We start from the raw sequence: 22,727 nt of genomic DNA, 5'->3' as shown, positions 1-22,727 counted from the left end.
GTCGGGTTGAAGATCGCAATGACGTAGCAAGGCAAGGTGCTGGAGGTTCCGTGGACCTGTCCCTGTCGACCCGTACTGTCGGCGATCGCACGGTCGTCGAGGTTGGCGGCGAGATCGATGTGTACACAGCCCCCAAGCTGCGCGAGCAGCTTGTCGAGCTCGTCAACGACGGCAACTACCACCTGGTCGTGGACATGGAGGGCGTCGACTTCCTCGACTCCACCGGCCTCGGCGTGCTGGTCGGCGGTCTGAAGCGGGTGCGTGCGCACGAGGGTTCGCTGCGCCTGGTGTGCAACCAGGAGCGCATCCTCAAGATCTTCCGGATCACCGGTCTGACCAAGGTGTTCCCGATCCACAACTCCGTGGACGAGGCCGTCGCCGCGACCGACTGACGATCCGTCGTCGATCGGCCGTCCCAACCGCATCACTTCGATCGACCGCCGCCGGTCGGCGGGGCCCGCTGCCCTGCCCGACCGGCGAGGTCGGTGTACCCGCCTCCGCCGTGCGGGCCGGTGTGTCCGGCGGCGGGGAGCAACCCCGGAGGGGAGACATGGCAACCGTCGAACTTCGATTCAGCGCGCTTCCCGAGCACGTGCGCACCGCCCGGCTGGTGGCAGCCGCGGTGGCCAGACGGGCCGGGGTGGACGAGTCGGTGCTCGACGAGTTGCGCCTTGCCGTCGGCGAGGCCTGCTCGCGCGCGGTCGCGCTGCACCAGCGCAACGGCGTGGGCGGTGCCGTCCGGGTGGCGCTGACCGAGCAGGAGAAGCGGTTCCTCATCGAGGTCGCCGACGAGGCCGGGCCGGCGCACGCCGCCGGTGCCGCCGCGACGGCCGGGGACCCGGAGGACGAGGACGCGCTCGGCCTCGCGGTGATCACCGGACTGGTCGAGGATGTCGAGGTCGGCAACGGCTCCGACGGCGGCGTGATCCGGATGAGCTGGCCGGTCACCCCGGTGTCCGTCACCGTCTGAGGCGGTCGGCGGGTCGGCGGGTCGGCGGGTCGGCGGCTGAGGCCGCTGAGGTCGCTGAGGCCCTTCGAGGGGGGCTGGTTCGAGTCCGGTCCGGCTGGTGCCGTCGGTGCCGCCGTGCGTGCTTTCCGCACCGTCCCGCAGCGGGTCGTTCCGCGCGGGGCGGTGCTTCGGTGTGCCCCGGTCCGCCGCCCGCCCGCGCGGGGGCGGCGCTGAGCTGGGCCGATGTCGCGGGCCGCGGCCTTCCCGGCGGAGTGCCCCGAGCGGGCGTGTAGGTTCAGCGGGGGATGCCCGGAGCCGGGTGTCAGTGACCGAAAGGGCCCCGGTGAAGAAGCGACTGGTGACCGTCCCCGCGCTCGGCGCGCTGCTCGCGCTCGCCGCGGTCGGCTGTTCCGCGGACGACTCCTCGGCGAAGCTCGACGGCTGGGCGAAGAGCGTCTGCGACGCGGCGAAGGACCCGATCGCGCAGTCCCGGGCGGCCCTAGCGGACACCGCGGACGTCAAGACCGGCGAGTCCCCCGCCGACCTGCAGAAGCGGCTCTCCGTCGACCTCGCCTCGCTCGCCACCACCAACCAGCAGCTGGCCGACGCCGTGCAGAAGGCCGGCGCCCCGAAGATCGGCGACGGGGCGAAGGTCCAGCAGGACGCCGTCAACGAGCTGAAGCAGGTCTCGCAGGGCTACCTGGACGCGCAGAAGAAGCTCGACGGGCTGACCAACGCGGACCAGGCCAAGTTCGCGGACGGGCTGCGCAGCGTCGGCGACCAGGTGCAGCAGCTCTCCCAGGTGTCCACCTCTGCGCTGGCCGCCCTGCAGAGCGGCGACCTGGGCGACGCGATGAAGAAGCAGCCCGGCTGCAAGGCCGGTAGCGCCGACACCGGCGGGTCCGCCGCCAGGCCGTCGGCCGGTGCGACCGGTGCGACCGGTGGCGCGGCCCCCGGCGACAGCGCGTCCCCGGCTGACTCGGCGGCGTCCGGAACGCCCGCGCCCGCCAAGAGCTGACCCCGCGGCGCCCGCTCGCGTCGGGCCCGGTCGTGCCTGGCCTGCGCTGGCCCGTCCTGCTCCGCTTCGAGTCGGGCGGGGGTTGGGCGGAGCTGTGTGGTTTCCGGGGCAGTGTGTCCCCGGCCGACCGGTGGGTGCGGCGGTGTCCGGCACGTCCTCGGCCGCCAGAGGGCTGACCCCGCGGCGCCCGCTCGCGTCGGGCCCGGTCGTGCCTGGCCTGCGCTGGCCTGTCCTGCTCCGCTTCGAGTCGGGCGGGGGTTGGGCGGAGCTGTGTGGTTTCCGGGGCAGTGTGTCCCCGGCCGACCGGTGGGTGCGGCGGTGTCCGGCACGTCCTCGCCCGCCAGAGGGCTGACCCCGCGGCGCCCGCTCGCGTCGGGCCCGGTCGTGCCTGGCCTGCGCTGGCCCGTCCTGCTCCGCTTCGAGTCGGGCGGGGGTTGGGCGGAGCTGTGTGGTTTCCGGGGCAGTGTGTCCCCGGCCGACCGGTGGGTGCGGCGGTGTCCGGCACGTCCTCGCCCGCCAGAGGGCTGACCCTGCGGCGCCCGCTCGGGTCCGACCCGGTCGTGCCTGGCCTGCGCTGACCCGTCCTGCTCCGCTTCGAGTCGGGCGGGGGTTGGGCGGAGCTGTGCGGTCCCCGGGTGACAGCGCGTTCCCGGCCGACCCGGGGAGGTCGCGGTGTCCGGTAGGCCCTCGCCCGCCGGGGCTGACCCCGTGCGGTCCGGGGCGGGGCCGGCCTGGCCGGGCGGCGCGGTGTGGGCTCGGGACGGGGGAGAATGGCGGTGTGACGAACAGCCCCGCTCTTGACGCCGACCGGATCGCGGAGTTCCGCGAGGCGCTGCTGCGTGCCTCCTTCACCGCTGACGGACTGCTGGACCTGCTCGGCCCGACCGCGTACGCGGCGCTGGCCCGCAGCGAGGCCGTCCCCGCGCTGCGGGCGACCCGCGGCGGCTCGCCGCTGGAGACCCTGGTGCGGCTGTTCCTGCTGCAGCGGGCCGTGCCCCGGGCCGCGGCCGCCGCCGCGCTGCCGGCCGACGGCCTGCTCGACGGGCTGCTCGCCGACGGCTGGCTGAGCGTCGAGGGCGACGGCGAGGGTGCCGAGCTGCGCGCCACCGTGGACGTGCGGCCGTACGCCGACGAGGTCGCCGGGCTGCCCAGCGCGGACGCCTGGGTGGTCTCCGACCTGGGCTGCGCCGTCGGCGGCGCGGGCGGGATCGGCTCGGGCCGGACGGCCGCCGGGGTCGAGCGGCGCGACCTGGTGCTCGGCGTCGGCGGGGCGTCCACCACGCTGGCCAACCTGACGGTGCGCCGCCCGGTGCGCGAGGTGCTGGACCTGGGCTCCGGTTCCGGCGTGCAGGCCCTGCACGCGGCCCGGCACGCCCAGCGGGTCACCGCGACCGACCTCAATCCGCGCGCCCTGCACTTCACCCGGCTGACCGCCGCGCTCTCCGGCTTCGAGCGGGTGGAGACCGCCGAGGGCAGCCTGTACGAGCCGGTCGGCGACCGCCGCTTCGACCTGATCGTCTCCAACCCGCCGTTCGTGATCTCCCCGGCCGGCCGGTTCACCTACCGGGACGGCGGGATGGCCGGCGACGAGCTGTGCCGCAGCGTGGTCCGCGGCGCGGCCGCCCACCTGGAGCCCGGCGGCTACTGCCAGCTGCTGGCGAACTGGCAGCACGTCAAGGGCGAGGACTGGCGCGACCGGCTGGCCGGCTGGGTGGCCGGCACCGGCCTGGACGCCTGGGTGGTGCAGCGCGAGGTGCAGGACGTCGCCCAGTACGCCGAGCTCTGGCTGCGCGACGGCGGCGACCACCGCGGCGAGGAGTACACCGCCCGGTACGAGGAGTGGCTGGACGGTTTCGAGGCGGCCGGCGTCGAGGCCGTCGGCTTCGGCTGGATCACCCTGCGGGCCTCCGGCGCGGCCGAGCCCGTGGTGCGGATCGAGGAGTGGCCGCACCCGGTCGAGCAGCCGCTCGGCCCGCACATCGAGGAGTGGTTCGCCCGGCAGGACTTCCTGCGCGCGCACGACGACGCCGGGCTGCTCGCCGCCCGCTACCTGCTCGCCGACGAGGTCGTCCAGGAGCAGATCGGCGACCCCGGCTCGGAGGACCCGGAGCACGTGGTCCTCCGGCACAACCGGGGAATGCGCCGGGCCACCAAGGTCGACACGGTCGGCGCGGGCTTCGTCGGCGTCTGCGACGGCACCCTCGCCGCCGGGGAGATCGTCGACGCGATCGCCCAGCTGCTCGGCGAGGACCCGGCCGAGCTGCGCGAACGGGTGCCCGAGTCGCTGAGGCTGCTCACCGAGCAGGGGTTCGTCGAGCCGGTGCGCTGAGTCCCGCTAGGCTGCCCGGTCCAGCCCGGCCCCGTTCCGGGCCGGGGCGCGGCGGCGGTGATGTTGATCACCGGGCGGGGCGGGAGCGGGGGCGGCCGGGGTGACCGGGGTGCCCCGGCGTCGTTGGAGGCGGTGGCGGCCCGCGCGGGTCCGCGCGGCGCGTTCACCTCGGCGTTCCCTCTGCGTGGCCGGGCGTACTCCGGGTGTCCGCCGCCGGTTGTCCACCGGGTGCCATCGTGCTGTCCACAGGCTGTGGACGCGCTGCGGGGGAGGACCGGGTGGAGACGCCGACGACGCTGGTGGGCGGGGCGGTCCTGACGGTCTTCGGGAGCGCGCTGCTGCTCTGGTGCGCCGTGGAACTGCGCCTTCGCCACCACCTGCGGCGGCGTGGCGTGCCCGCCACCGCGCAGGTGGTGGCCGACCCGGACTCCGTCGGCGCGATGGACGGCAGCCCGCTGCTGTCGTACCCGGTGGAGGCGCCGGGCAGTTCGGTCGGCGCCGGTTCCGGGACGGTGCACGAACTGCGTCCGGTCTTCGGCGAGGCCGAGCCGCACTGGTTGGTGCTGGCCCGGCCGCGCGGCAACACGCCGTTGCGGCGACCGGTCCGGCTGGCCCCGGGCGCGGCCGTCCAGGTCGCCTACGACCCGCGCCGCCCGGACCGGGTGGTGCTGGCCGCGCACGAGGAACTGCCCTCGCTGCCGGCCGACCTGTTCTGGGCGCTGCTCGCCACGTCCGCGCTGGCCGGCGGCCTGACGCTGCTGGCGGTCGGGCTGCGCTGACCCGCCCGGCGCGGGGCGGGAAGCGGCCCGCCCGGGCTCCGCGAAGGGCTCCGCGAAAGGCCCCGGGCAGGCTGTGGGCAGGTCGCGGGAAGGGCTCGCGGCGGCCCCGGCGGCGGGTTCCGGCCGTGCGGCGGCGGGCCCGGCGGGGCGGGGTGCGGGGCGTGGTTGCCGGGGAAAGACATGCCCCGGGGCCTGCCATCGGGTTACCGTTCGAGTGGCGTCGGTCGGCCTTGCCGGTGAAAAAGCAGGATCCGTCCGTTTGACAAGGGTGGCCAGGGTACGGTCACACTCCGCTGGTGGGGCCGTCGCGCTGCGATGACCCAGGAGCTTTGGTAAACGACCGGGAGAGAAGAGCGAAGGTGTCCCCGAGCAGCGAGACCGCGCACGGCAAGCGACTCGTCATCGTCGAGTCGCCGGCCAAGGCGAAGACGATCAAGGGCTACCTCGGCCCCGGCTACATCGTCGAGGCCAGTGTCGGTCACATCCGGGACCTGCCCGGTACGGCCGCCGAGGTCCCGGACGAGTACACCGGCGAGGTGCGCCGTCTCGGGGTCGACGTCGACCACGACTTCGCCCCGATCTACGTGGTGAACCCGGACAAGAAGTCCCAGGTCACCAAGTTGAAGTCGCTCCTGAAGGAGTCCGACGAACTCTTCCTCGCCACCGATGAGGACCGCGAGGGCGAGGCCATCGCGTGGCACCTGCAGGAAGTGCTCAAGCCCAAGGTGCCGGTGCACCGGATGGTCTTCCACGAGATCACCAAGGACGCGATCCAGGAGGCCGTGCGCAACCCGCGGCACCTGAACAAGCGCCTGGTCGACGCCCAGGAGACCCGCCGCATCCTGGACCGCCTCTACGGCTACGAGGTCTCCCCCGTGCTGTGGAAGAAGGTCATGCCGAAGCTCTCGGCGGGCCGCGTCCAGTCGGTGGCCACCCGCCTGGTGGTCGAGCGCGAGCGCGAGCGGATCGCCTTCACCTCGGCCTCGTACTGGGACCTGGTCGGCACCTTCGGCACCGGCCGCACCGCCGCCGGCGCGGCCGACCCGGAGTCGTTCGGCGCCCGGCTGGTCTCGGTCGACGGCAAGCGGGTCGCCACCGGCCGCGACTTCGGCCCGGACGGCCGGCTGAAGAGCGCCGCGACCACCCTGCACCTCGACGAGCAGGCCGCCCGCGGGCTGGCCGCCGCGCTGCAGCAGACCGCGTTCAGCGTCCGCAGCGTCGAGTCGAAGCCGTACCGCCGCTCCCCGTACGCGCCGTTCCGCACCACCACGCTGCAGCAGGAGGCCAGCCGCAAGCTGGGCTTCGGCGCGAAGCGGACCATGCAGGTGGCGCAGAAGCTGTACGAGAACGGCTTCATCACCTACATGCGCACCGACTCGACCACGCTGTCGGAGACCGCGATCACCGCGGCCCGCGCCCAGGTCACCCAGCTGTACGGGGCCGACTACCTGCCGTCCGCGCCGCGCACGTACGCCTCGAAGGTGAAGAACGCGCAGGAGGCGCACGAGGCGATCCGCCCGTCCGGGGACCGCTTCCGGACGCCCGCCGAGACCGGTCTGGGCGGCGACGACTTCCGGCTGTACGAGCTGATCTGGATGCGCACCGTCGCCTCCCAGATGAAGGACGCGGTCGGCCAGTCGGTGACCGTGAAGGTCGGCGGCCGGGCCGCCGACGGGCGGGACGCCGAGTTCTCCGCCTCCGGCAAGATCATCACCTTCCACGGCTTCCTGAAGGCGTACGTCGAGGGCGCCGACGACCCGAACGCCGAGCTGGACGACCGCGAGCGCCGGCTGCCGCAGGTCGCCGAGGGCGACCCGCTGGCCGCCGAGCGGCTCACCCCGGAGGGCCACGCCACCAAGCCGCCGGCCCGCTACACCGAGGCCTCGCTGGTCAAGGAGCTGGAGGACCGGGAGATCGGCCGCCCGTCCACCTACGCCTCGATCATCGACACGATCATCAACCGCAAGTACGTGTTCAAGAAGGGCACCGCCCTGGTGCCGTCCTTCCTGTCCTTCGCGGTGGTCAACCTGCTGGAGAAGCACTTCGGCCGGCTGGTCGACTACGACTTCACCGCGAAGATGGAGGACGACCTCGACCGGATCGCGGCCGGCCAGGCCGAGTCCGTGCCGTGGCTCAAGCGCTTCTACTTCGGCGCGGGCGAGGCGGGCGGCGCCGTCGGCGGTGCCGCGGACGCGGGCAACGGCGACGGGGACCACCTCGGCGGCCTGAAGGAGCTCGTCACCGACCTGGGCGCGATCGACGCCCGGGAGATCAGCTCCTTCCCGGTCGGCGACGGCATCGTGCTCCGGGTCGGCCGCTACGGCCCGTACGTCGAGCGCCCGGCGCCCGAGGGCGAGACCGGCCAGCGGGCCGACGTGCCCGAGGACCTGCCGCCGGACGAGCTGACCGTCGAACTGGCCGAGGAGCTGTTCGCCAAGCCCAGCGGCGAGCGCGAGCTCGGCACCGACCCGGTCAGCGGCAACCCGCTGGTCGCCAAGGCCGGCCGGTACGGCCCGTACGTCACCGAGGTGCTGCCCGAGGGCACCCCGAAGACCGGCAAGAACGCGGTCAAGCCGCGCACCGCCTCGCTGTTCCAGTCGATGGACCTGGACACCGTCACGCTGGAGGACGCGCTGAAGCTCCTCTCGCTGCCGCGGGTCGTCGGCGCGGACGCCGAGGGCAACGAGATCACCGCGCAGAACGGCCGCTACGGCCCGTACCTCAAGCGCGGCACCGACTCGCGCTCGCTCACCAGCGAGGACCAGCTGCTCTCCATCACCCTGGAGGAGGCGCTGGCCATCTACGCCCAGCCCAAGCAGCGCGGGCGGGCCGCCGCGGCCGCCCCGCTGAAGGAGCTCGGCAACGACCCGGTCAGCGAGAAGCCGGTGGTGGTCAAGGACGGCCGGTTCGGCCCGTACGTCACCGACGGGGAGACCAACGCGACGCTCCGCAAGGACGACGAGGTCGAGACCATCACCCCGGAGCGGGCGTTCGAGCTGCTGGCCGAGAAGCGGGCCCGCGGGCCGGTGAAGAAGGCCGCCAAGAAGGCGCCGGCGAAGAAGGCCGCGGTGAAGAAGACCGCCGCGACCAAGACGGCGGCGAAGAAGACGGCGGCCGCGAAGACCACCGCGGCGAAGAAGACCGCGACGGTGAAGAAGACCGCGGCGAAGAAGACGGCGGCGGTGAAGAGCACCGCCGAGGCCGCCCCGGGCGGCGGTTCCGAGGAGAGCTGACGGACGCTCCGTAACGGGCCTGTTCGAATCCGGGCAGGCCCGTTAAGCCGGAGCACCCGCACTCGCTACGCTGACCGTATGACGAGCGAGGAGCTGCCCCCCACCGCACGCGCCGCCTCCCCGGGACTGCCCGAGGTGGCCCCGGCCGGGACGCCCGGTGAACGGGCCAGGGCGCTGCTGCGGCTGCGGCCCTACCGGAAGCTGTGGACCACCCAGCTGCTCGGCGGCGCCGCCGACCGGCTGTCCGTCCTGGTGCTGGTGCCGCTCACCGTGGTGGCCGCCGTGCTCGGCGGCCAGTTCGGACACGGCTACCGGGCGCTCGCGCTCGCCGTCGCCGCGCTGTTCGCGGCCCGGCTGCTGGCCACCGGCCTGATCGGCGCGGCCCTGCTCGGCCCGGGGCACGCGCTGGTCGGCGGCCGGCTCGACCGGCGCTGGAGCCTGCTCGGCGCCGACCTGTTCCGCGCCCTGCTGATCGGCCTGGCCCCCTGGTGGACGGTCTGGTCGCCCGGCTCGGCGACCTGGCTGCTGCTCGGCACGGTCTTCCTGGCGGGCGCCGCCGAACGGGTCTGGACGATCGGCAAGGCCGCCGCCGTCCCCGGCCTGCTGGCCGTGCCCGAACAGCAGGGACCGCCGTCCGCCGCCGCGCTGGACGCCGTCCGCACCCTGGACGCCCGCACCGGTTGGGCCGCGCTGCCGCTGGCCGCCGGCGGACTGGTCGCCCTCACCCTGGTCAACAACGTGCTCGCCGCGGCCGGCCTGGAGTGGCTGCACACCCACCAGCTCACCGCCGCCGCGCTCGGCGCCGCCGTGCTGTTCGCCGTCAACGCCGGGCTGCTGTACCTCCAGGAACTGCCCGCCGGGGCGAGCGCCGCGCCGCGCTCCCCGCTGCAGGGCCTGCGCGCGCCCACCGACGCGACGCCCGGCCCGTCCCTGAAGAAGGGTCGCACCGGCGCCGCCCCGTACTTCACCTTCTCGATCGCCGCCGCCTACGCCTCGATGGCCGGCGTCGCCGCGCTCGGCCTGCTCACCGCGGGCGGGCACCTGGCCGGGCCGATCGGCTACGGCCTGCTGGTGCTGGCCGCGGCCGGCGCCCCCGCGGTCGGCATCCGGCTCAGCCGGGCCACCCTGCCCGGGCTGTCCCGCCGCCGGCTGCTGGCGCTCGGCCTGGTCACCTCCGGGGTGGCGCTGATCCTGGCCGGCCTGGTCCTCGACTTCGTCCTGGTGCTGCTGTTCACCGTGCTGGCCGGCCTGGCCGCCGGCGTGGTCATCGCCACCGGGCGCGGGCTGCTCGCCCAGGAGATCGAGGAGATCCGGCTCGGCAAGGTCACCGAGCACCTGTACGCGGTGCTGCGGACCGTGGTCGGCGGCGCGCTGGTCGGCATGCCGCTGCTGGCCGCCGCGTACGGGGAGGTCTCGCTCGGCCGGGTCGGCCGCGGCCACTTCACCTTCATCCACGACGGCGCCGCGCTCGCCGTCTCCACCGCCGGGCTGCTGACCCTGGTGCTGGCCGCCGTCGTGCTGCTGAAGACCGACGACCAGCGCGGCGTCGTCCCGTTCGGCCGCGAGCTGGCCCAGGCCGTCCGCGGCCGGGCCGAGGTCGCGCCGCACCGGGCGGCCGGCAAGGGCTACTTCATCGCGCTGGAGGGCGGCGACGGCGCCGGCAAGTCCACCCAGGCGCAGGCGCTGGCCGAGTGGATCCGGGCCAAGGGCCACGAGGTCGTCCTCACCCGCGAGCCCGGCGGCTCCCCGATCGGGCAGCGGCTGCGCGCCCTCGTCCTGGACGTCGGCAACACCGGCCTCTCGCACCGGGCCGAGGCGCTGATCTACGCCGCCGACCGGGCCGAGCACGTCGAGAACGTGATCCGCCCGGCGCTGGAGCGCGGCGCGGTCGTCCTCACCGACCGGTACATGGACTCGTCCATCGCCTACCAGGGGGCCGGCCGCGACCTGGCCGCCACCGAGGTCGCCCGGATCTCCCGCTGGGCCACCGGCGGACTGGTCCCCGACCTGACCGTCGTGCTCGACGTCGACCCGACCGCCGCCCGGGACCGCTTCACCGAGGCGCTCGACCGCCTGGAGTCCGAGCCCACCGAGTTCCACCAGCGGGTCCGCTCCGGGTTCCTGGCGCTCGCCGCCGCCGACCCCGCCCGCTACCTGGTCGTCGACGGCACCCAGTCCGCCGCCGCCGTCACCACCGCGATCCGGCACCGGCTCGACCGCGAGCTGCCGCTCTCCGACCAGGAGAAGGCCGCCAAGGCCGAGCAGGAGCGCAAGGCCCGCGAGGAGGCCGCCCGGCGCGCCGCCGAAGCCGAAGCCGCCCGCAAGGCCGCCGAGGAGGCCGAGCGCAAGCGCCTCGAACTGCTGGAGCAGCTCCGCGCCGAACAGGCCGAGAAGGACCGGCTCGCCGCCGAGGAGAAGGCCCGCGCCGAAGCCGAGGCCGCCCGCAAGGCCGCCGAGGCCGCCCGGATCGCCGCCGAGGCGGAAGCCGCCCGGCGCGCCGAGCAGGACGCCAGGCGCCGCGCCGAGGAAGCCGCCCGCGCCGAGGCCGCGGCGGAGGCCGCCCGCGAGGCCGCCGCCGAGGAGGCCGCCCGGGCCGAGATCGCCCGCCGGCGCGAGCTCCAGCGCGAGGAGCAGCGGCGGCGCGCCGAGGAGGCGCTGCAGCGGGCGGAGGCGGCGCGGCGGGCCGAGGAGGCGGCGCTGGCGGCGGAGGCCGCGGCGGCTTCGGCGACTCCGGGGGCTTCGGCGGCTGTTCCGGCGGTCGAGGAGACCGCGGTGCTGCCGAAGGTCGCGGCGGAGACGGACGCGGAGACCACCCGGGAGCTGCCCAGGCCCGTGCTGGACGAGCAGGCGGCTCCGGCCGCGCCGACGGCCCCGGCGGCCGCTCCCGCCGTCGACGAGACCGCGGTGCTGCCGAAGGTCGAGGACGGCGCGGGCGCCGCGGACGTCGAGGAGACGGCCGTGCTGCCCGCGGTGGACCCGACCGCCCGGGTGCCGAAGGGGCTGTTCCGGGACGAGGACGACTCCGCGCGGACCCGCGAGCTGCGGCCCCGCCCGGACTGGGCGGAGGAGACGCCGCTCGACGACCTGCCCAGCCTGACCGACAGCCTGCTCGGCTCCCGCGAGGAGTGGGCCCGCTGGGAGGCGGAGCCCGAGAGCGGGGCGGACGGGACGGACGGGTCGGCGCAGCAGGACCAGCAGGCGCAGCAGCCGCAGCGGAAGGGCGGCTGGCGGCGCCGCAAGGACTAGCGCAGGACCGGCGCAGTGCCGGCGCAGTGCCGGCGCCCGGGCGGGGGAGCCGCGCGGTGCGTACGGCGTAGCGAGGCCGCGGGGGCCGACCGCCCCCGCGGCCTCGCCGTGTTCGGGCCGGTGGCCCGTGCGGGTGGGGGCGGTGTCTCCGGGCGGGGTTAGGCTCGGCGGGGCGGTGGGATCGGCGAGGAGGAGCGCGGCGTGAGTGTGTGGGACGACCTGGTCGGGCAGGACCGGGTGGTCGAGCAGTTGCAGGCGGCGGCGCGGGCGGCCCGGGCGAGCGTGCTGGCGGGGCGCGGCCAGGCTCCGGCCGGGAACGCCTCGCTGATGACGCACGCCTGGCTGTTCACCGGCCCGCCCGGCGCGGGCCAGGTGACGGCGGCGCGGGCGTTCGCGGCGGCGCTGCAGTGCACCAGCCCCGACCTCGACCTGGGCGGCGTCCCGGGCTGCGGGTTCTGCGACGGCTGCCACACCGTGCTGTCGGGCAGCCACGCGGACGTGAAGCAGGTCCGGACGGACGGCCTGTCGATCGGCGTCGGCGACATGCGCGACCTGGTGCTGCGGGCGGCCAGCTACCCGACCGGCGGCCGCTGGTCGGTGATCCTGGTGGACGCGGCGCACCGGCTGACCGAGGCGGCGGCGAACGCGCTGCTGAAGGGCGTCGAGGAGCCCTCGCCGCGGACGGTCTGGCTGCTGTGCGCGCCGTCCGTGCAGGACGTGCTGCCGACGATCCGCTCGCGCTGCCGGCTGCTGGTGCTGCGCACCCCCGCCGCGGAGGCGGTCGCCGACATGCTGGTGCGGCGCGACGGGGTGGAGCCGGCGGCGGCCCGGGTGGCGGCGCTGGCCGGGCAGGGCGACATCGACCGGTCGCGCCGCCTGGCCGTGGACGAGCAGGCCCGCGCGCGCCGGGCCGAGGTGCTGCGGATCCCGCTGGAGGTGGCCGACCTGGGCGGCTGCCTGGCGGCCGCCCAGCGGCTGGTGGACACCGCGAAGGCGGACGCCGAGGCGCTGGCCGAGACCCAGGACGCCCGGGAGACCGAGGACCTGCGGGCCGCGTACGGCGCGGCGGAGGGCGGCCGGGCGCCGCGCGGCATGGCCGGGGCGGTGAAGGAGCTGGAGAAGCGGCAGAAGAGCCGGGCCACCCGGACCCGCCGCGAGACGCTGAACGTGGCCCTGGGCGACCTGCTCGGCTTCTACCGGGACGTGCTGGCCCTGCAGCTCGGCGCGGGCGGCGCGCTGGCCAACGACGACCAGCGGCCGGCCCTGCAGCGGGTGGCCGGCGAGGGCGCGGCGGAGAACACGCTGCGCCGGATCGAGGCGGTGCTGGCCTGCCGCCGCGCGCTGGACCGGAACGTGGACCCGCTGCTGGCGGTCGAGGCGATGACGGTGGCGCTGCGGGCGGGCTGAGGGCTGAGGGTTGAGGGCGGGGCGCGGGGCGGTGGGGCGCGTGGTCGGCGCCGGGCTCCGTTGCGGCAGCCGGGCGTCGCTCGTTCGAGTGAACGTGCCGAGACGCCCGTACCGCTCCCGGGTCAGCGGGCAGGTGGTCTTGCACCCTGTGCACTGACCACGCGCTCGCGTCCGGCGGCCGGTCCTTCCCCGAGGTGGTGCGTCCCCATGCCCCGTTCGCTCCTCGTCCTGTTGTTGCTGGTGGCTGCGGTGGCGGGCAGTTGGCTGGCCCGTTCGGCGATGGCGCGCTGGCGGGACCTGCGGGCCGCGCAGACGTACGAGCTGGTGGCGGAGGCGCGGCCGGTGCTGGTGCGGGCGGGGGCGGCGGCGCTCTGCCTGACCTGCGTGAGCGCGCTGGCGGTGGCGGTGCTGCTGGGGGAGCGGGGCGGGCGCGGGGCGGTGCGGGTGGTCGCGGCGGAGGCGGGCAGCGCGGACCGGGCGGCGGTGCCCCCGGCCCCGACCGTGGTGTCGGCGTCGGCCTCGGCTGCGGGGTCGGCGTCGGCCGCGGGGTCGGTCGCGCCGGTGGCGTTCGCGAGCGTGGGCCGGGTGGCGGGCGGGGAGCTGCTGCAGGGCTCGGTGCCGGGGCCGGACGGGCGGGCCCGGGCGGTCCGGGTGTGGCTGCCGGCCGAGTACGGGCAGCGGACGGCGGAGCGGTTCCCGGTGATCGTGCTGCACTCCGGTACGCCCGGGCGGACGGCCGACGCCGACCTGCCGGACGTGTTCGACGGCGTGGCGGCGGCCGTGCAGCAGGGCAAGGCGCGTCCGTTCGTGGTGGTCGCCCCCGAGGCGCCCGGCGGCACCGGGCACCCCTGCGACCTGCTGGCGGCCGCCCCGCAGGCGGTCGCGGACGACCCGGCGCTGCGCTCGGCGGTCGGCGCGTCCTTCCGCACCCTGCCGGCCGGCCCCGCGGGCTGGAGCGTGCTCGGCGTGGACGGCGGCGCGCCCTGCGCGGCGGCGGCCGGGCTGTCCCGTCCGGACCTGTACGGGGCGGCTGCGGCCGTCTCCGGCCGGTACGACGCGCGGGCGCTGGCCGGGGCGGCGGCGGAGGCGCCCGCGGCGGCCGAGGCGCGGCTGCTGCTGGCGGCGGCGAAGCGGGACGCGGACGGGCAGAGCTCCGGGCGGGCCGTCCAGACGGCCCTGCGGGACGCCAAGTCGCGGGCGCGGATCCGCACGTCGGAGGTGGTGCAGGACTACACGCCGGAGCGGGAGCGGCTGCGGCTGGTGCGGGCGGCGGTGCAGTACCTGGCGGAGCAGCTCGCCAAGTAGCGGGGGCGGGGCGGAGGCGGGGTTGGCGCGCCTGAGCCGGGGCGCGGAGCTGGGCGCGGGGCCGGGGTTGGGCCGTTCGGCGTGCGGTGTGGTGCGATCGGCGGTGTGATGATCGGCCGGCCGGGGTGGTGGGCGGGGCGAGTCGCCGGGCGGGGCGGCGGTCCCCGCTAGGCTCGGGCTTCCCGATGCCGGCCCCGGTCGCCGAGCCGTCCCCAGGGGAGAGGACCCACCGCCATGACAGTCGCCCGGACCCGTCGGCTGCTGCCCGCCGCCGCGCTGGCCGCCGCCGTGTCGCTGCTGCTGGCGGGCTGCACCTCGGGGCACCCGGCCGCCTCCGGGACCCCGTCCGGCACCCCGGGCCAGTCGACGGACAGCGTGCCGGGCGTCCCGGCCGCCGGGGCCACCCCGCTGGAGCCGCTGCCGGCCGAGCCGGCCGCCGCCCTCGCCCCGTACTACGCGCAGAAGTTGGGCTGGCAGGCGTGCGACTCCGGCTTCGAGTGCGCCACCTTCAAGGTGCCGCTGGACTACGCGCACCCCGGGGACGGGCGCGAGGTGGAGCTGTCCGCCGTCCGCAAGCCCGCGGGCGGCACGGGGCACCGGATCGGCTCGTTGCTGCTCAACCCGGGCGGTCCCGGCGGTTCGGCGGTCGACTACGTGGAGCGGGTCGCGGCGCGCTACGACGCGGGCGTCCGCTCCAGCTACGACCTGGTCGGCTTCGACCCGCGCGGGGTCGGCCGGTCCGCCCCGGTCACCTGCCTGACCGGCCCGCGGATGGACGCCTACACCGCCACCGACCTCACCCCCGACGACCAGCGCGAGATCGACGCGCTGGTGGCCGCCGACCAGGAGTTCGCGGCCGGCTGCCGGGCCGAGGCGGGTGAGCTGCTCGGCCACGTCTCCACCGTCGAGGCGGCCCGCGACATGGACGTGCTGCGGGCGCTGGTCGGCGACCGGAAGCTCAACTACGTCGGCAAGTCGTACGGCACCTTCCTGGGCGCGACGTACGCGGGCCTGTTCCCCGGCAAGGTCGGCAAGGTCGTCCTGGACGGCGCGATGGACCCCTCGCTGGACGCCGCCACCGGCAACCTCACCCAGGCCGGCGGCTTCGAGACCGCCTGGAAGGCGTTCGCCAAGGACTGCGCGGGCCGCGACGACTGCCCGCTGGGCCGCAGCGAGCAGCAGGCCGGCACCGAGCTCACCGCGCTGTTCGCGCGGCTCGACGCCAAGCCGCTGCCCACCGACCAGAACCGCCCGCTGACCGAGTCGCTGGCGCTCACCGGCGTCGCCCAGGCGATGTACGCCGAGACGCTCTGGTCCTACCTGCGCGAGGCCCTGACCACCGCGCGGGCCGGCGACGGCAGCGGACTGCTCAAGCTCTCCGACAGCTACTACGGCCGCGACCGGGACGGCGGCTACGAGAACCTGATGTACGCCAACATGGCCGTCAACTGCCTCGACCTGCCCGCTCCGTTCGCCGACCCGGCCGCGGTCGCCGCCGCCGTCCCCGCCTTCGAGAAGGCCGCCCCGCACTTCGGCCGCGACATGGCCTGGATGGCGCTCGGCTGCGCGTACTGGCCCGACAAGGCCACCGGCGCCCCGCACACCATCCGGGCGGCGGGCTCCGACCCGATCGTGGTCGTCGGTACCACCCGCGACCCGGCCACCCCGTACGCCTGGGCGAAGTCGCTGGCCGGACAGCTGGAGGCCGGGCGGCTGCTCACCTACGAGGGCGACGGGCACACCGCGTACCAGCGGCAGAACGCCTGCGTCGACGGCGCGATCAACGGCTACCTGCTCGGCGGGGAGGCGCCCGCCAACGGGAAGGTCTGCAAGGACTGAGCGACCGCCGGACGGGCGGTGCGGGGCGGCAGCGGGACTGTCAGGAGTGTTCCTGCTCGAAGGGGCTGGCAGCTACCATGGCGCAGCCCCTTCGGCGTACCCCGATCCGCCCCGCCCGCTCCCTGGAGACCGCAGTGCTCGGAGTCCACGACCTGGCCACCTACGTCCTCGGCGCACTGGCCATCGTCCTGCTGCCCGGACCCAACTCCCTCTACGTGCTCTCCGTCGCCGCCCGCAAGGGCATACGCACCGGCTACCGCGCGGCCTGCGGCGTCTTCCTCGGCGACCTCGTCCTGATCAGCCTCACCGCGCTCGGCGCGGCCTCCCTGCTCCGGACCAACCCCGCGGTCTTCGCGGTGGTCAAGTTCGGCGGCGCCGCCTACCTGCTGTGGATCGGCTACGGCATGCTGCGGGCCGCCCGCCAGATGTGGCGCGAACGCGCCCTCGCCGTCGCGGACGGCGCCGCCGCGGGCACGAGCGCGGACGACGCGAACGGTGAGCGGCCGTTCCGCCGGGCACTGGTGATCAGCCTGTTCAACCCCAAGGCGATCCTCTTCCTGCTCTCCTTCTTCACCCAGTTCGTCGACCCCTCCTACGGCGCCCCCGCCCTCTCCTTCGCCCTCCTCGGCGGCGTCCTGCAGACCTTCTCCTTCCTCTACCTCTCCCTGCTGATCTTCACTGGCACCACGCTCGCCAACGCCTTCCGCCGCCGCAAGCGCCTCTCCGCCGGCCTCACCTCCTCCGTCGCCGTCCTCTTCGCCGGCTTCGCCGCCAAGCTCGCCGTCTCCTCCGCCTGACCCCGCCCGGCCCGACCCCGCCAGGGCCCGCGTACGGATCACCACCGGAAACTGTGTAGACTGGCGCGCGTTGCCGATGCGACCCTTACCCCCTGCGGTCGGGTCACTGACAGCGGTGCCGCCTTAGCTCAGTTGGCCAGAGCAACGCACTCGTAATGCGTAGGTCATGGGTTCGAATCCCATAGGCGGCTCCATCGTGAACCCCAGGTCAGGCCCCTGACCTGGGGTTTTTTTACGTTCTGTTGGCCATGGAGCGAGTGCCCGATTTGTCGGCCAAACCAATGCATGCCAGATGCATCGGGATTTGATTACAGCGCGTAGCTTCGGAAGGGCGACACCCCAAAGGTGTAGCTCTGGCCTGCACTTTCTTGCCCCTTGCGGATGCTGGTGGCCAGCACTGCGTGTAACCATAGCTCCTGAACTTGCCCGAAACTTGCCCGGACTGGCAATGATCATGAAATGGGTCGGGAACGTCTGCTGTGGTCGCAATCAATCCCTCGTCGCTTTGAGTGACCTCTTTCCGGGGATGTTGCTGAAAGGATCAAGCTCGATGACCTCGCAGATGGCGGCCTCGAAGGCGCCCACGGTCGAGCGCATCAGTGGGAGCCTGTGGACGGGTGGCCGCTCCCAGGCCAAGGCCCGCGCCCACGGTGCCCGTAGGCCCCCATCGACGGGCACTACCCGCATCGGCCGAACCCACCATCTGTCGGACACCCCTCTCCGGCGACCCAGCCGAGGCGGCGGTCATCGGGAATATCGCTCTTGACGACGTCGGCCGCGTCCGCTGCCGCCGCGCAGCCACCGACCTCACTCGCTTCGGCAACCTCGCCACCCAGCATCATGCCCCTAGCACCGACGAGCTCAACGCCAGGATCAAGAAGGCCCTGACCGCATGACCACCACCGCGGCCGTCCAGGCAGGCCGGACCCGCCTCGTCCAGGATTGCTGCCTGGTCGGCCTCGAAGCCGCCCGCCAGGCAGAGGTGATCCGACTGGGCGGAACGCCCTCCGGCGCCTGGCCGGCAGGATTGCCGCCCGGATCTCCCGCGAAGGTCAGCACAGAGCCGCGGCCCGCAAAGTCGCCGTCGCCCGCTGGTTGGCGGCCAACGACGTACCGGCGGTGCGGCCGATCTCCGAGCTGGAGCAAGCCGTCGACGCCGGGGGTCGCGCCATCACATTCTGGCAGGAGCTTCCGTCGCACCGCCCCGGTATCATCACCGACCTGGCCCACCTCCTCCGCCGGCAGCACACGCTCCCCGTGCCCACCGACATCGACCTCGGCCACCTGGACCCGTTCGTACGGCTTGCGGAGCGTATTCAGGAGGCCGGCCTCGACCCGGAAGCGCGGGCGTGGCTCGTCAACCGCTTGGACCTGCTACGCGGAGCCTGGGTCGACCTACCGGCCGGTATGTCGGATGCCGTCATCCACGGTGACGCCTGGCCTGGCAACGTAGCCGTCCTCGACGACGGCACCGCCCTCCTCCTCGACTTCGAATGCACCTCAGTCGGTCCCCCTGAATGGGAGGTCACCAGCACCGCCGTGTCACGCGGCACTTTCGGCGAGCTCGCCGAGGCCGACTACCGAGCGCTCTGCCGCGCATACGGTGACGCTGACGTCCAGTGCTGGTCGCGCTACCCAGTGCTTCCGGACGCACGTGAGCTCAGCCTCGTGTGCTTCGCCCTCCAATCCGCATGCCAGCATCCCCACGCAGGCCAGTAAGCTCGACTGCGCCTGGAGTGCTTGCGCGGACAACGCGGGCCCCGACCGTGGCGATGGACGGCAGTTCCGTAGGCCGCGGTGCTTCCGTGGTCTCTTGGGAAGGGTCCGACGCATGGCTGTGGAGGATGGTGAACCGGCCAAGGCCGATCCGGCAGTGTTGGGCCGCCTGGCGTGACACTCGTGACCTCGGGCTTCTGCTGTCGTTTGGCTGACGAGCGGCACTCCAGAAGGTCAGTCACTGAATTCCGGACATTCCTGCAAGATGTCACTGCCATCCCATAGGCTCGGCTCGGTCGCGGACACGACGGGCGAAAGAGGTGCCGTCCTACTCCCCGGTATCATGTGAAGTAGATGCCGAGTCAGGCGGCTGGCAGGCCATCCGACCATCGAATCTCGGGCTCGGATTCTTGCCCTCACCAGTAGTTCCGTGATCTCCTGGTGGTCGTTCTCGTCGTCGGTGTGGAGGTTCGTACTGTGGCCAAGCAGGTCTACGGCGTCCCACTTGAGCGGAGCGACTACCTTCCGCTCGTGGCGCACCAGGACAGCTGCCGTCGCGAGGACTTCCCCAAGTGGCTCGAATCGTTCGGAGCCGACAAGCGGCTCGCCCTTGATCTTTTCTCCGGCGCGGGCGGGCTTAGCCTTGGACTGACCCGGGCTGGCTGGACCCTCGCGGCAGCGGTGGATCATAGTGGTCCTGCTCTCGAGACACATGCCGCGAACTTCCCGGGCATGAGCCTGGATGTCGACCTGGGTGAGCCAGCTGCGCTGGAGGAGCTCCTCACGCTCCTGCAGCCCGCCGCCGGTCGAATCGACCTCGTCGCAGGTGGTCCTCCCTGCCAGCCGTTCAGCCGAGCCGGGCGCAGCAAGATCCGTGACCTCGTCGAGAACCACGGGCGCAACCCTGTCGACCTCCGGAAGGAGCTCTGGCGGTCGTACCTGCGCATCATCGAGGTGGTCAAGCCTCGGGCGGTGCTCATGGAGAACGTCCCCGACATGGGACTCAGCGACGACTTCCGAGTGGTCCGGTTCATCGAGCAGCGCCTGGAGAATGCCGGTTACGCAACGCAGGTCCGTCTCGTGGACGCCTGGCGGTATGGCGTGCCCCAGCACCGGAAGCGGCTCATCCTTCTCGCCCGTAACGACGTCGAGCAGTTCGACTGGGAGCCCGACCAGGAACCGGTCACCCTCCGCGAAGCCATCGCAGATCTGCCGCCGCTGCTCGTCGCCACGGAGGAGTACGCGGGCGGACGCCCGTACATCCTGCCGACCGAGCGTGTGGGCGTCCGGCGGACCCCGTACGTGCCGTCGCCGGCCCCTTCCGCGTTCGTCGCCAAGATGCGCGAAGGTGTGGAGCAGGACCAGTCCGAGGAAGTCGTCTGGGATCACATGACCCGACGCGTACGGAAGGACGACTGGGAGATCTTCTCGACCATGGAGTCGGACACGCTCTACTCCGCAGTCGACGAGTCGCTTCGCCGTTACAGGGCCGACAGCTTCACCGACAAGTACAAGAAGCTCGACTGGGCGCAGCGCAGCCGGTCCATCACTGCGCACATCGCCAAGGACGGCTACTGGTACATCCATCCGGACCAGAACCGGACGCTGACGATCCGGGAGGCGGCGCGCATCCAGACGTTTCCCGACTGGTTCCGGTTCGCTGGCACGCGCAGTGACGCCTTCCGCCAGATCGGTAACGCAGTGCCGCCACTCCTCGGTGAGGCTGCTGCCAGGGTCCTCCGCCCGGTGCCGGGGAAGGTCTCCGAGAACGGCCTGGAGTCCCGGTGGAGTCGGATCCGCACTGAGCTGGACGGCTGGGCCGCAAAGCGTCGGCGGTCGGACGAATGGGTGAACCTTCCTGGTCGGCACCTGCCCCAGTTGACGGCCGCGGTCGTCGCGCTGCTCTCCGGAACGCGGCTGCAGCAGGCCCAACTGGAGGCTCTTGCCGACCAGGTCCGCGGCGTGAAGGTGCTGTCCCCGCAGAAGGTCGCCGTGCTCAAGGAGCTCGCTCCCACGCCTGCGGCACGTGCCCGGATGGAACGGCTGGAAGCAGTGGTCGGTCTCCGCCGGATCTGGGCCTCACGGGAGCACCAAGACGAAGTCGTGAGACTGCTCGAGATGAAGCCTGCCGAGCAGTCGCTGTTCAAACTCCTGAACGGCGACGACGTGCTCTGGATCGGGCAGGGGGCGCTTCGCGTCGCGGCACGTCTCAACGGTAGCGACTCGGACCGTACGAACCGTCTGAGTGACGGGCGTGTCGATCTCGTGCGGATCGTCGGCTCGGGAGACAACGCCCCCCTACGTATGGCCAGTCTTCGTCTGATCGGCAATACGGTCTGCCGGGCCCGGAAGCCCGCGTGTGGCAGTTGTCCTGTGAGCGCTTTCTGCTTGGGCCAGGAAGAGGACTCTGAGGGACTCCGGGAAGCCCCGGCCGGCGACGAGAGCGCCCGAGTGGCTGCGAGCGTGAGCTGAGTCACCGTCGATGCGAGCGAGGCCCCGGCAGGCAGGTGACCCGGTAGGTCGGGATCCCGTTGCCGTGTTCGCGAGGACCCGAGATGGCTGGCCTGGGAGAGATGGGGTGGACGACAGGTGACCTACGAACTGGCTCCTCCGGAACCGGCCGGACTCATCGCCACGCTCAGTTCCCTCGGCTACTCCTTGCCTGCCGCCGTGGCGGACCTCGTAGACAACAGCATCTCGGCGGAGGCCGTCGAAATCGATGTCGACTTCACCTGGGCTGGTTCGGAGACGTGGATCTCCGTGGCTGACGACGGGACCGGCATGTCCCCGGCCAAGCTGGCCACGGCGATGACTGTGGCGGCCCGTGGCCCCCAGGCGGAGCGGTCCTCAGGGGACCTCGGCCGGTTCGGGGTGGGACTGAAGTCCGCCTCGTTCTCGCAGGCGAGGCAGCTCGTCGTCACCTCGTGCGTGTCGGGAGGGTGGCACACGCGCTGTTGGGATCTGGACCTCGTCGAGTCGACGGGCGAGTGGCGACTGCTCAGCCAGGTCGACGACGAGACCGAAACGATCCTGGCGCGCCTTCGGGCTGGCCGGCGAAGGGGCACTGTCGTGCTCTGGCGACGGCTCAACGGGTACGCGGAAGCGTCGGAGCGCGACACGCGGCTACAGAGGCAGTTCTACGCGGAGGCCCGACGCGTCGAGGGGCATCTGGCCATGGTCTTCGCCCGCTACCTGACCGGCGTCGGCAGACGTCGGTTGAGGCTCTCGGGCACAGCGGTGAAGGCATGGGATCCGTTCCTTGCCCACCATCCGTCCGTGCTCCGTCTCCCACCCGAACGGCATCCGGTCAACGGCGGCGAGGTGAGGATCGAGGCGTTCGTCCTTCCCAGTGCCCAACGGCTCACCACCGCGGAGCACGAGAGTGCCGGGGGCCCCAGCGGGTGGCTCGACCAGCAGGGCTTCTATGTCTACCGCCGTGACCGACTGATCCTTGCCGGCGACTGGCTGGGACTTCGGGGTCTACGCAAGGAGGAGAAGTACAACTTGGCGCGGATCGCGGTCGACGTCCCGGCGGAGGCCGACGTCGACTGGAGTGTCGACGTCAGGAAGTCCAGCATGGTTCCGCCCGTCGCGCTGCGCCCGATCCTGGAGCGCATGGCCCGTGCGACACGGGACCGAGCAGCGGACGTGCTGAGGCATCGAGGGTTGGTCGCCGCCCGCACCCACGGGGACCCGCTCGTCTACCCGTGGCTGGTCAACAGGAGCGACGGTCGGCTGACCTGTCGGATCAACCGCAGCCATCCCCTCGTCCAGTCCGTGCTGAAGACGGGCGGGACCGAAACCGCGCGGGTGCGTGCACTCCTCCGACTTCTCGAGGAGACCGTCCCGGTGGCTACGCTGCGGGCGATGCACGAGATGGACACCGAGGACGATCCGGAGCCGTTCGGCGGCTCTACGGCCGAAGCGGACGTCGACGTCACGGAGGTGGCCCAGCAGATCTTCGAGTCTCTGGTGGCTGGTGGGCGCTCACCCGACGCGGCAAGGGACAGGCTTCGTACGCTCTCGCCCTTCGACCAGCTCAGTGGCTTCTGGAGTTCGTGAACACGGACCGCCAGCCGACCGTAGCCTTGCAACCGACATCACTCGAC

At 73.4% G+C, this 22,727-nt stretch carries 14 protein-coding genes and 1 tRNA gene; all 15 read left to right on the top strand.

The window, feature by feature from the left end; all coding sequences use genetic code 11:
• Positions 1-50 precede the first annotated feature (50 nt).
• The 15 genes from bldG to KSE_RS17610 all read left to right on the top strand — a co-directional run bounded on the left by bldG (position 51) and on the right by KSE_RS17610 (position 22,680).
• Complete coding sequence (gene bldG / locus KSE_RS17685) at positions 51-392, top strand: anti-sigma factor antagonist BldG (RefSeq protein ID WP_014136695.1); 342 nt, start codon at positions 51-53, stop codon at positions 390-392.
• Between the two features lie 158 nt (positions 393-550).
• A complete protein-coding gene (locus KSE_RS17680; protein ID WP_014136694.1) occupies positions 551-970 on the top strand; it encodes an ATP-binding protein in 420 nt (139 codons plus the stop codon).
• 322 nt (positions 971-1,292) lie between these two features.
• Complete coding sequence (locus KSE_RS17675; protein WP_041293895.1) at positions 1,293-1,967, top strand: hypothetical protein; 675 nt, start codon at positions 1,293-1,295, stop codon at positions 1,965-1,967.
• A gap of 778 nt (positions 1,968-2,745) precedes the next feature.
• Entirely contained in the window at positions 2,746-4,296 is a 1,551-nt protein-coding gene (locus KSE_RS17670; protein ID WP_014136692.1) for a DUF7059 domain-containing protein, read from the top strand.
• 278 nt (positions 4,297-4,574) lie between these two features.
• On the top strand, positions 4,575-5,075 hold the full coding sequence (locus KSE_RS17665) for a DUF3592 domain-containing protein (protein ID WP_033259902.1): 501 nt from the start codon (positions 4,575-4,577) through the stop codon (positions 5,073-5,075).
• 359 nt (positions 5,076-5,434) lie between these two features.
• Positions 5,435-8,308, top strand: a complete 2,874-nt coding sequence (gene topA / locus KSE_RS17660; protein WP_014136690.1) for a type I DNA topoisomerase — start codon at positions 5,435-5,437, stop codon at positions 8,306-8,308.
• Between the two features lie 78 nt (positions 8,309-8,386).
• Positions 8,387-11,554, top strand: coding sequence for a dTMP kinase (tmk, locus tag KSE_RS45860; protein ID WP_014136689.1), 3,168 nt, complete (start codon positions 8,387-8,389; stop codon positions 11,552-11,554).
• 201 nt (positions 11,555-11,755) lie between these two features.
• A complete protein-coding gene (locus KSE_RS17650) occupies positions 11,756-12,961 on the top strand; it encodes a DNA polymerase III subunit delta' (RefSeq protein WP_014136688.1) in 1,206 nt (401 codons plus the stop codon).
• 207 nt (positions 12,962-13,168) lie between these two features.
• A complete protein-coding gene (locus KSE_RS42865; RefSeq protein WP_014136687.1) occupies positions 13,169-14,266 on the top strand; it encodes a hypothetical protein in 1,098 nt (365 codons plus the stop codon).
• A 234-nt stretch (positions 14,267-14,500) separates the two neighbouring features.
• Positions 14,501-16,105: an alpha/beta hydrolase gene (locus tag KSE_RS17640; RefSeq protein WP_014136686.1), complete on the top strand. Its 1,605-nt coding sequence runs from the start codon at positions 14,501-14,503 to the stop codon at positions 16,103-16,105.
• A gap of 134 nt (positions 16,106-16,239) precedes the next feature.
• Positions 16,240-16,902, top strand: a complete 663-nt coding sequence (gene leuE, locus KSE_RS17635; protein ID WP_014136685.1) for a leucine efflux protein LeuE — start codon at positions 16,240-16,242, stop codon at positions 16,900-16,902.
• 117 nt (positions 16,903-17,019) lie between these two features.
• Positions 17,020-17,096 (top strand) — tRNA-Thr (locus tag KSE_RS17630).
• A 748-nt stretch (positions 17,097-17,844) separates the two neighbouring features.
• Positions 17,845-18,621 (top strand): phosphotransferase, encoded by a 777-nt coding sequence (locus KSE_RS17620; protein ID WP_014136682.1) that lies wholly within the window; start codon positions 17,845-17,847, stop codon positions 18,619-18,621.
• A gap of 438 nt (positions 18,622-19,059) precedes the next feature.
• Positions 19,060-21,090 carry a DNA (cytosine-5-)-methyltransferase gene (dcm, locus tag KSE_RS17615; RefSeq protein ID WP_014136681.1) on the top strand — a complete coding sequence of 677 codons (2,031 nt, stop codon included), beginning with the start codon at positions 19,060-19,062 and terminating at the stop codon, positions 21,088-21,090.
• A 117-nt stretch (positions 21,091-21,207) separates the two neighbouring features.
• A complete protein-coding gene (locus KSE_RS17610) occupies positions 21,208-22,680 on the top strand; it encodes an ATP-binding protein (RefSeq protein WP_014136680.1) in 1,473 nt (490 codons plus the stop codon).
• Positions 22,681-22,727 lie beyond the last annotated feature (47 nt).

The sequence above is a fragment of the Kitasatospora setae KM-6054 genome (genome assembly GCF_000269985.1).
Taxonomy (GTDB): Bacteria; Actinomycetota; Actinomycetes; order Streptomycetales; family Streptomycetaceae; genus Kitasatospora; species Kitasatospora setae.
Note: the sequence above shows the minus strand (reverse complement) of the source record. Positions and strands in the feature narration are given on the sequence as shown.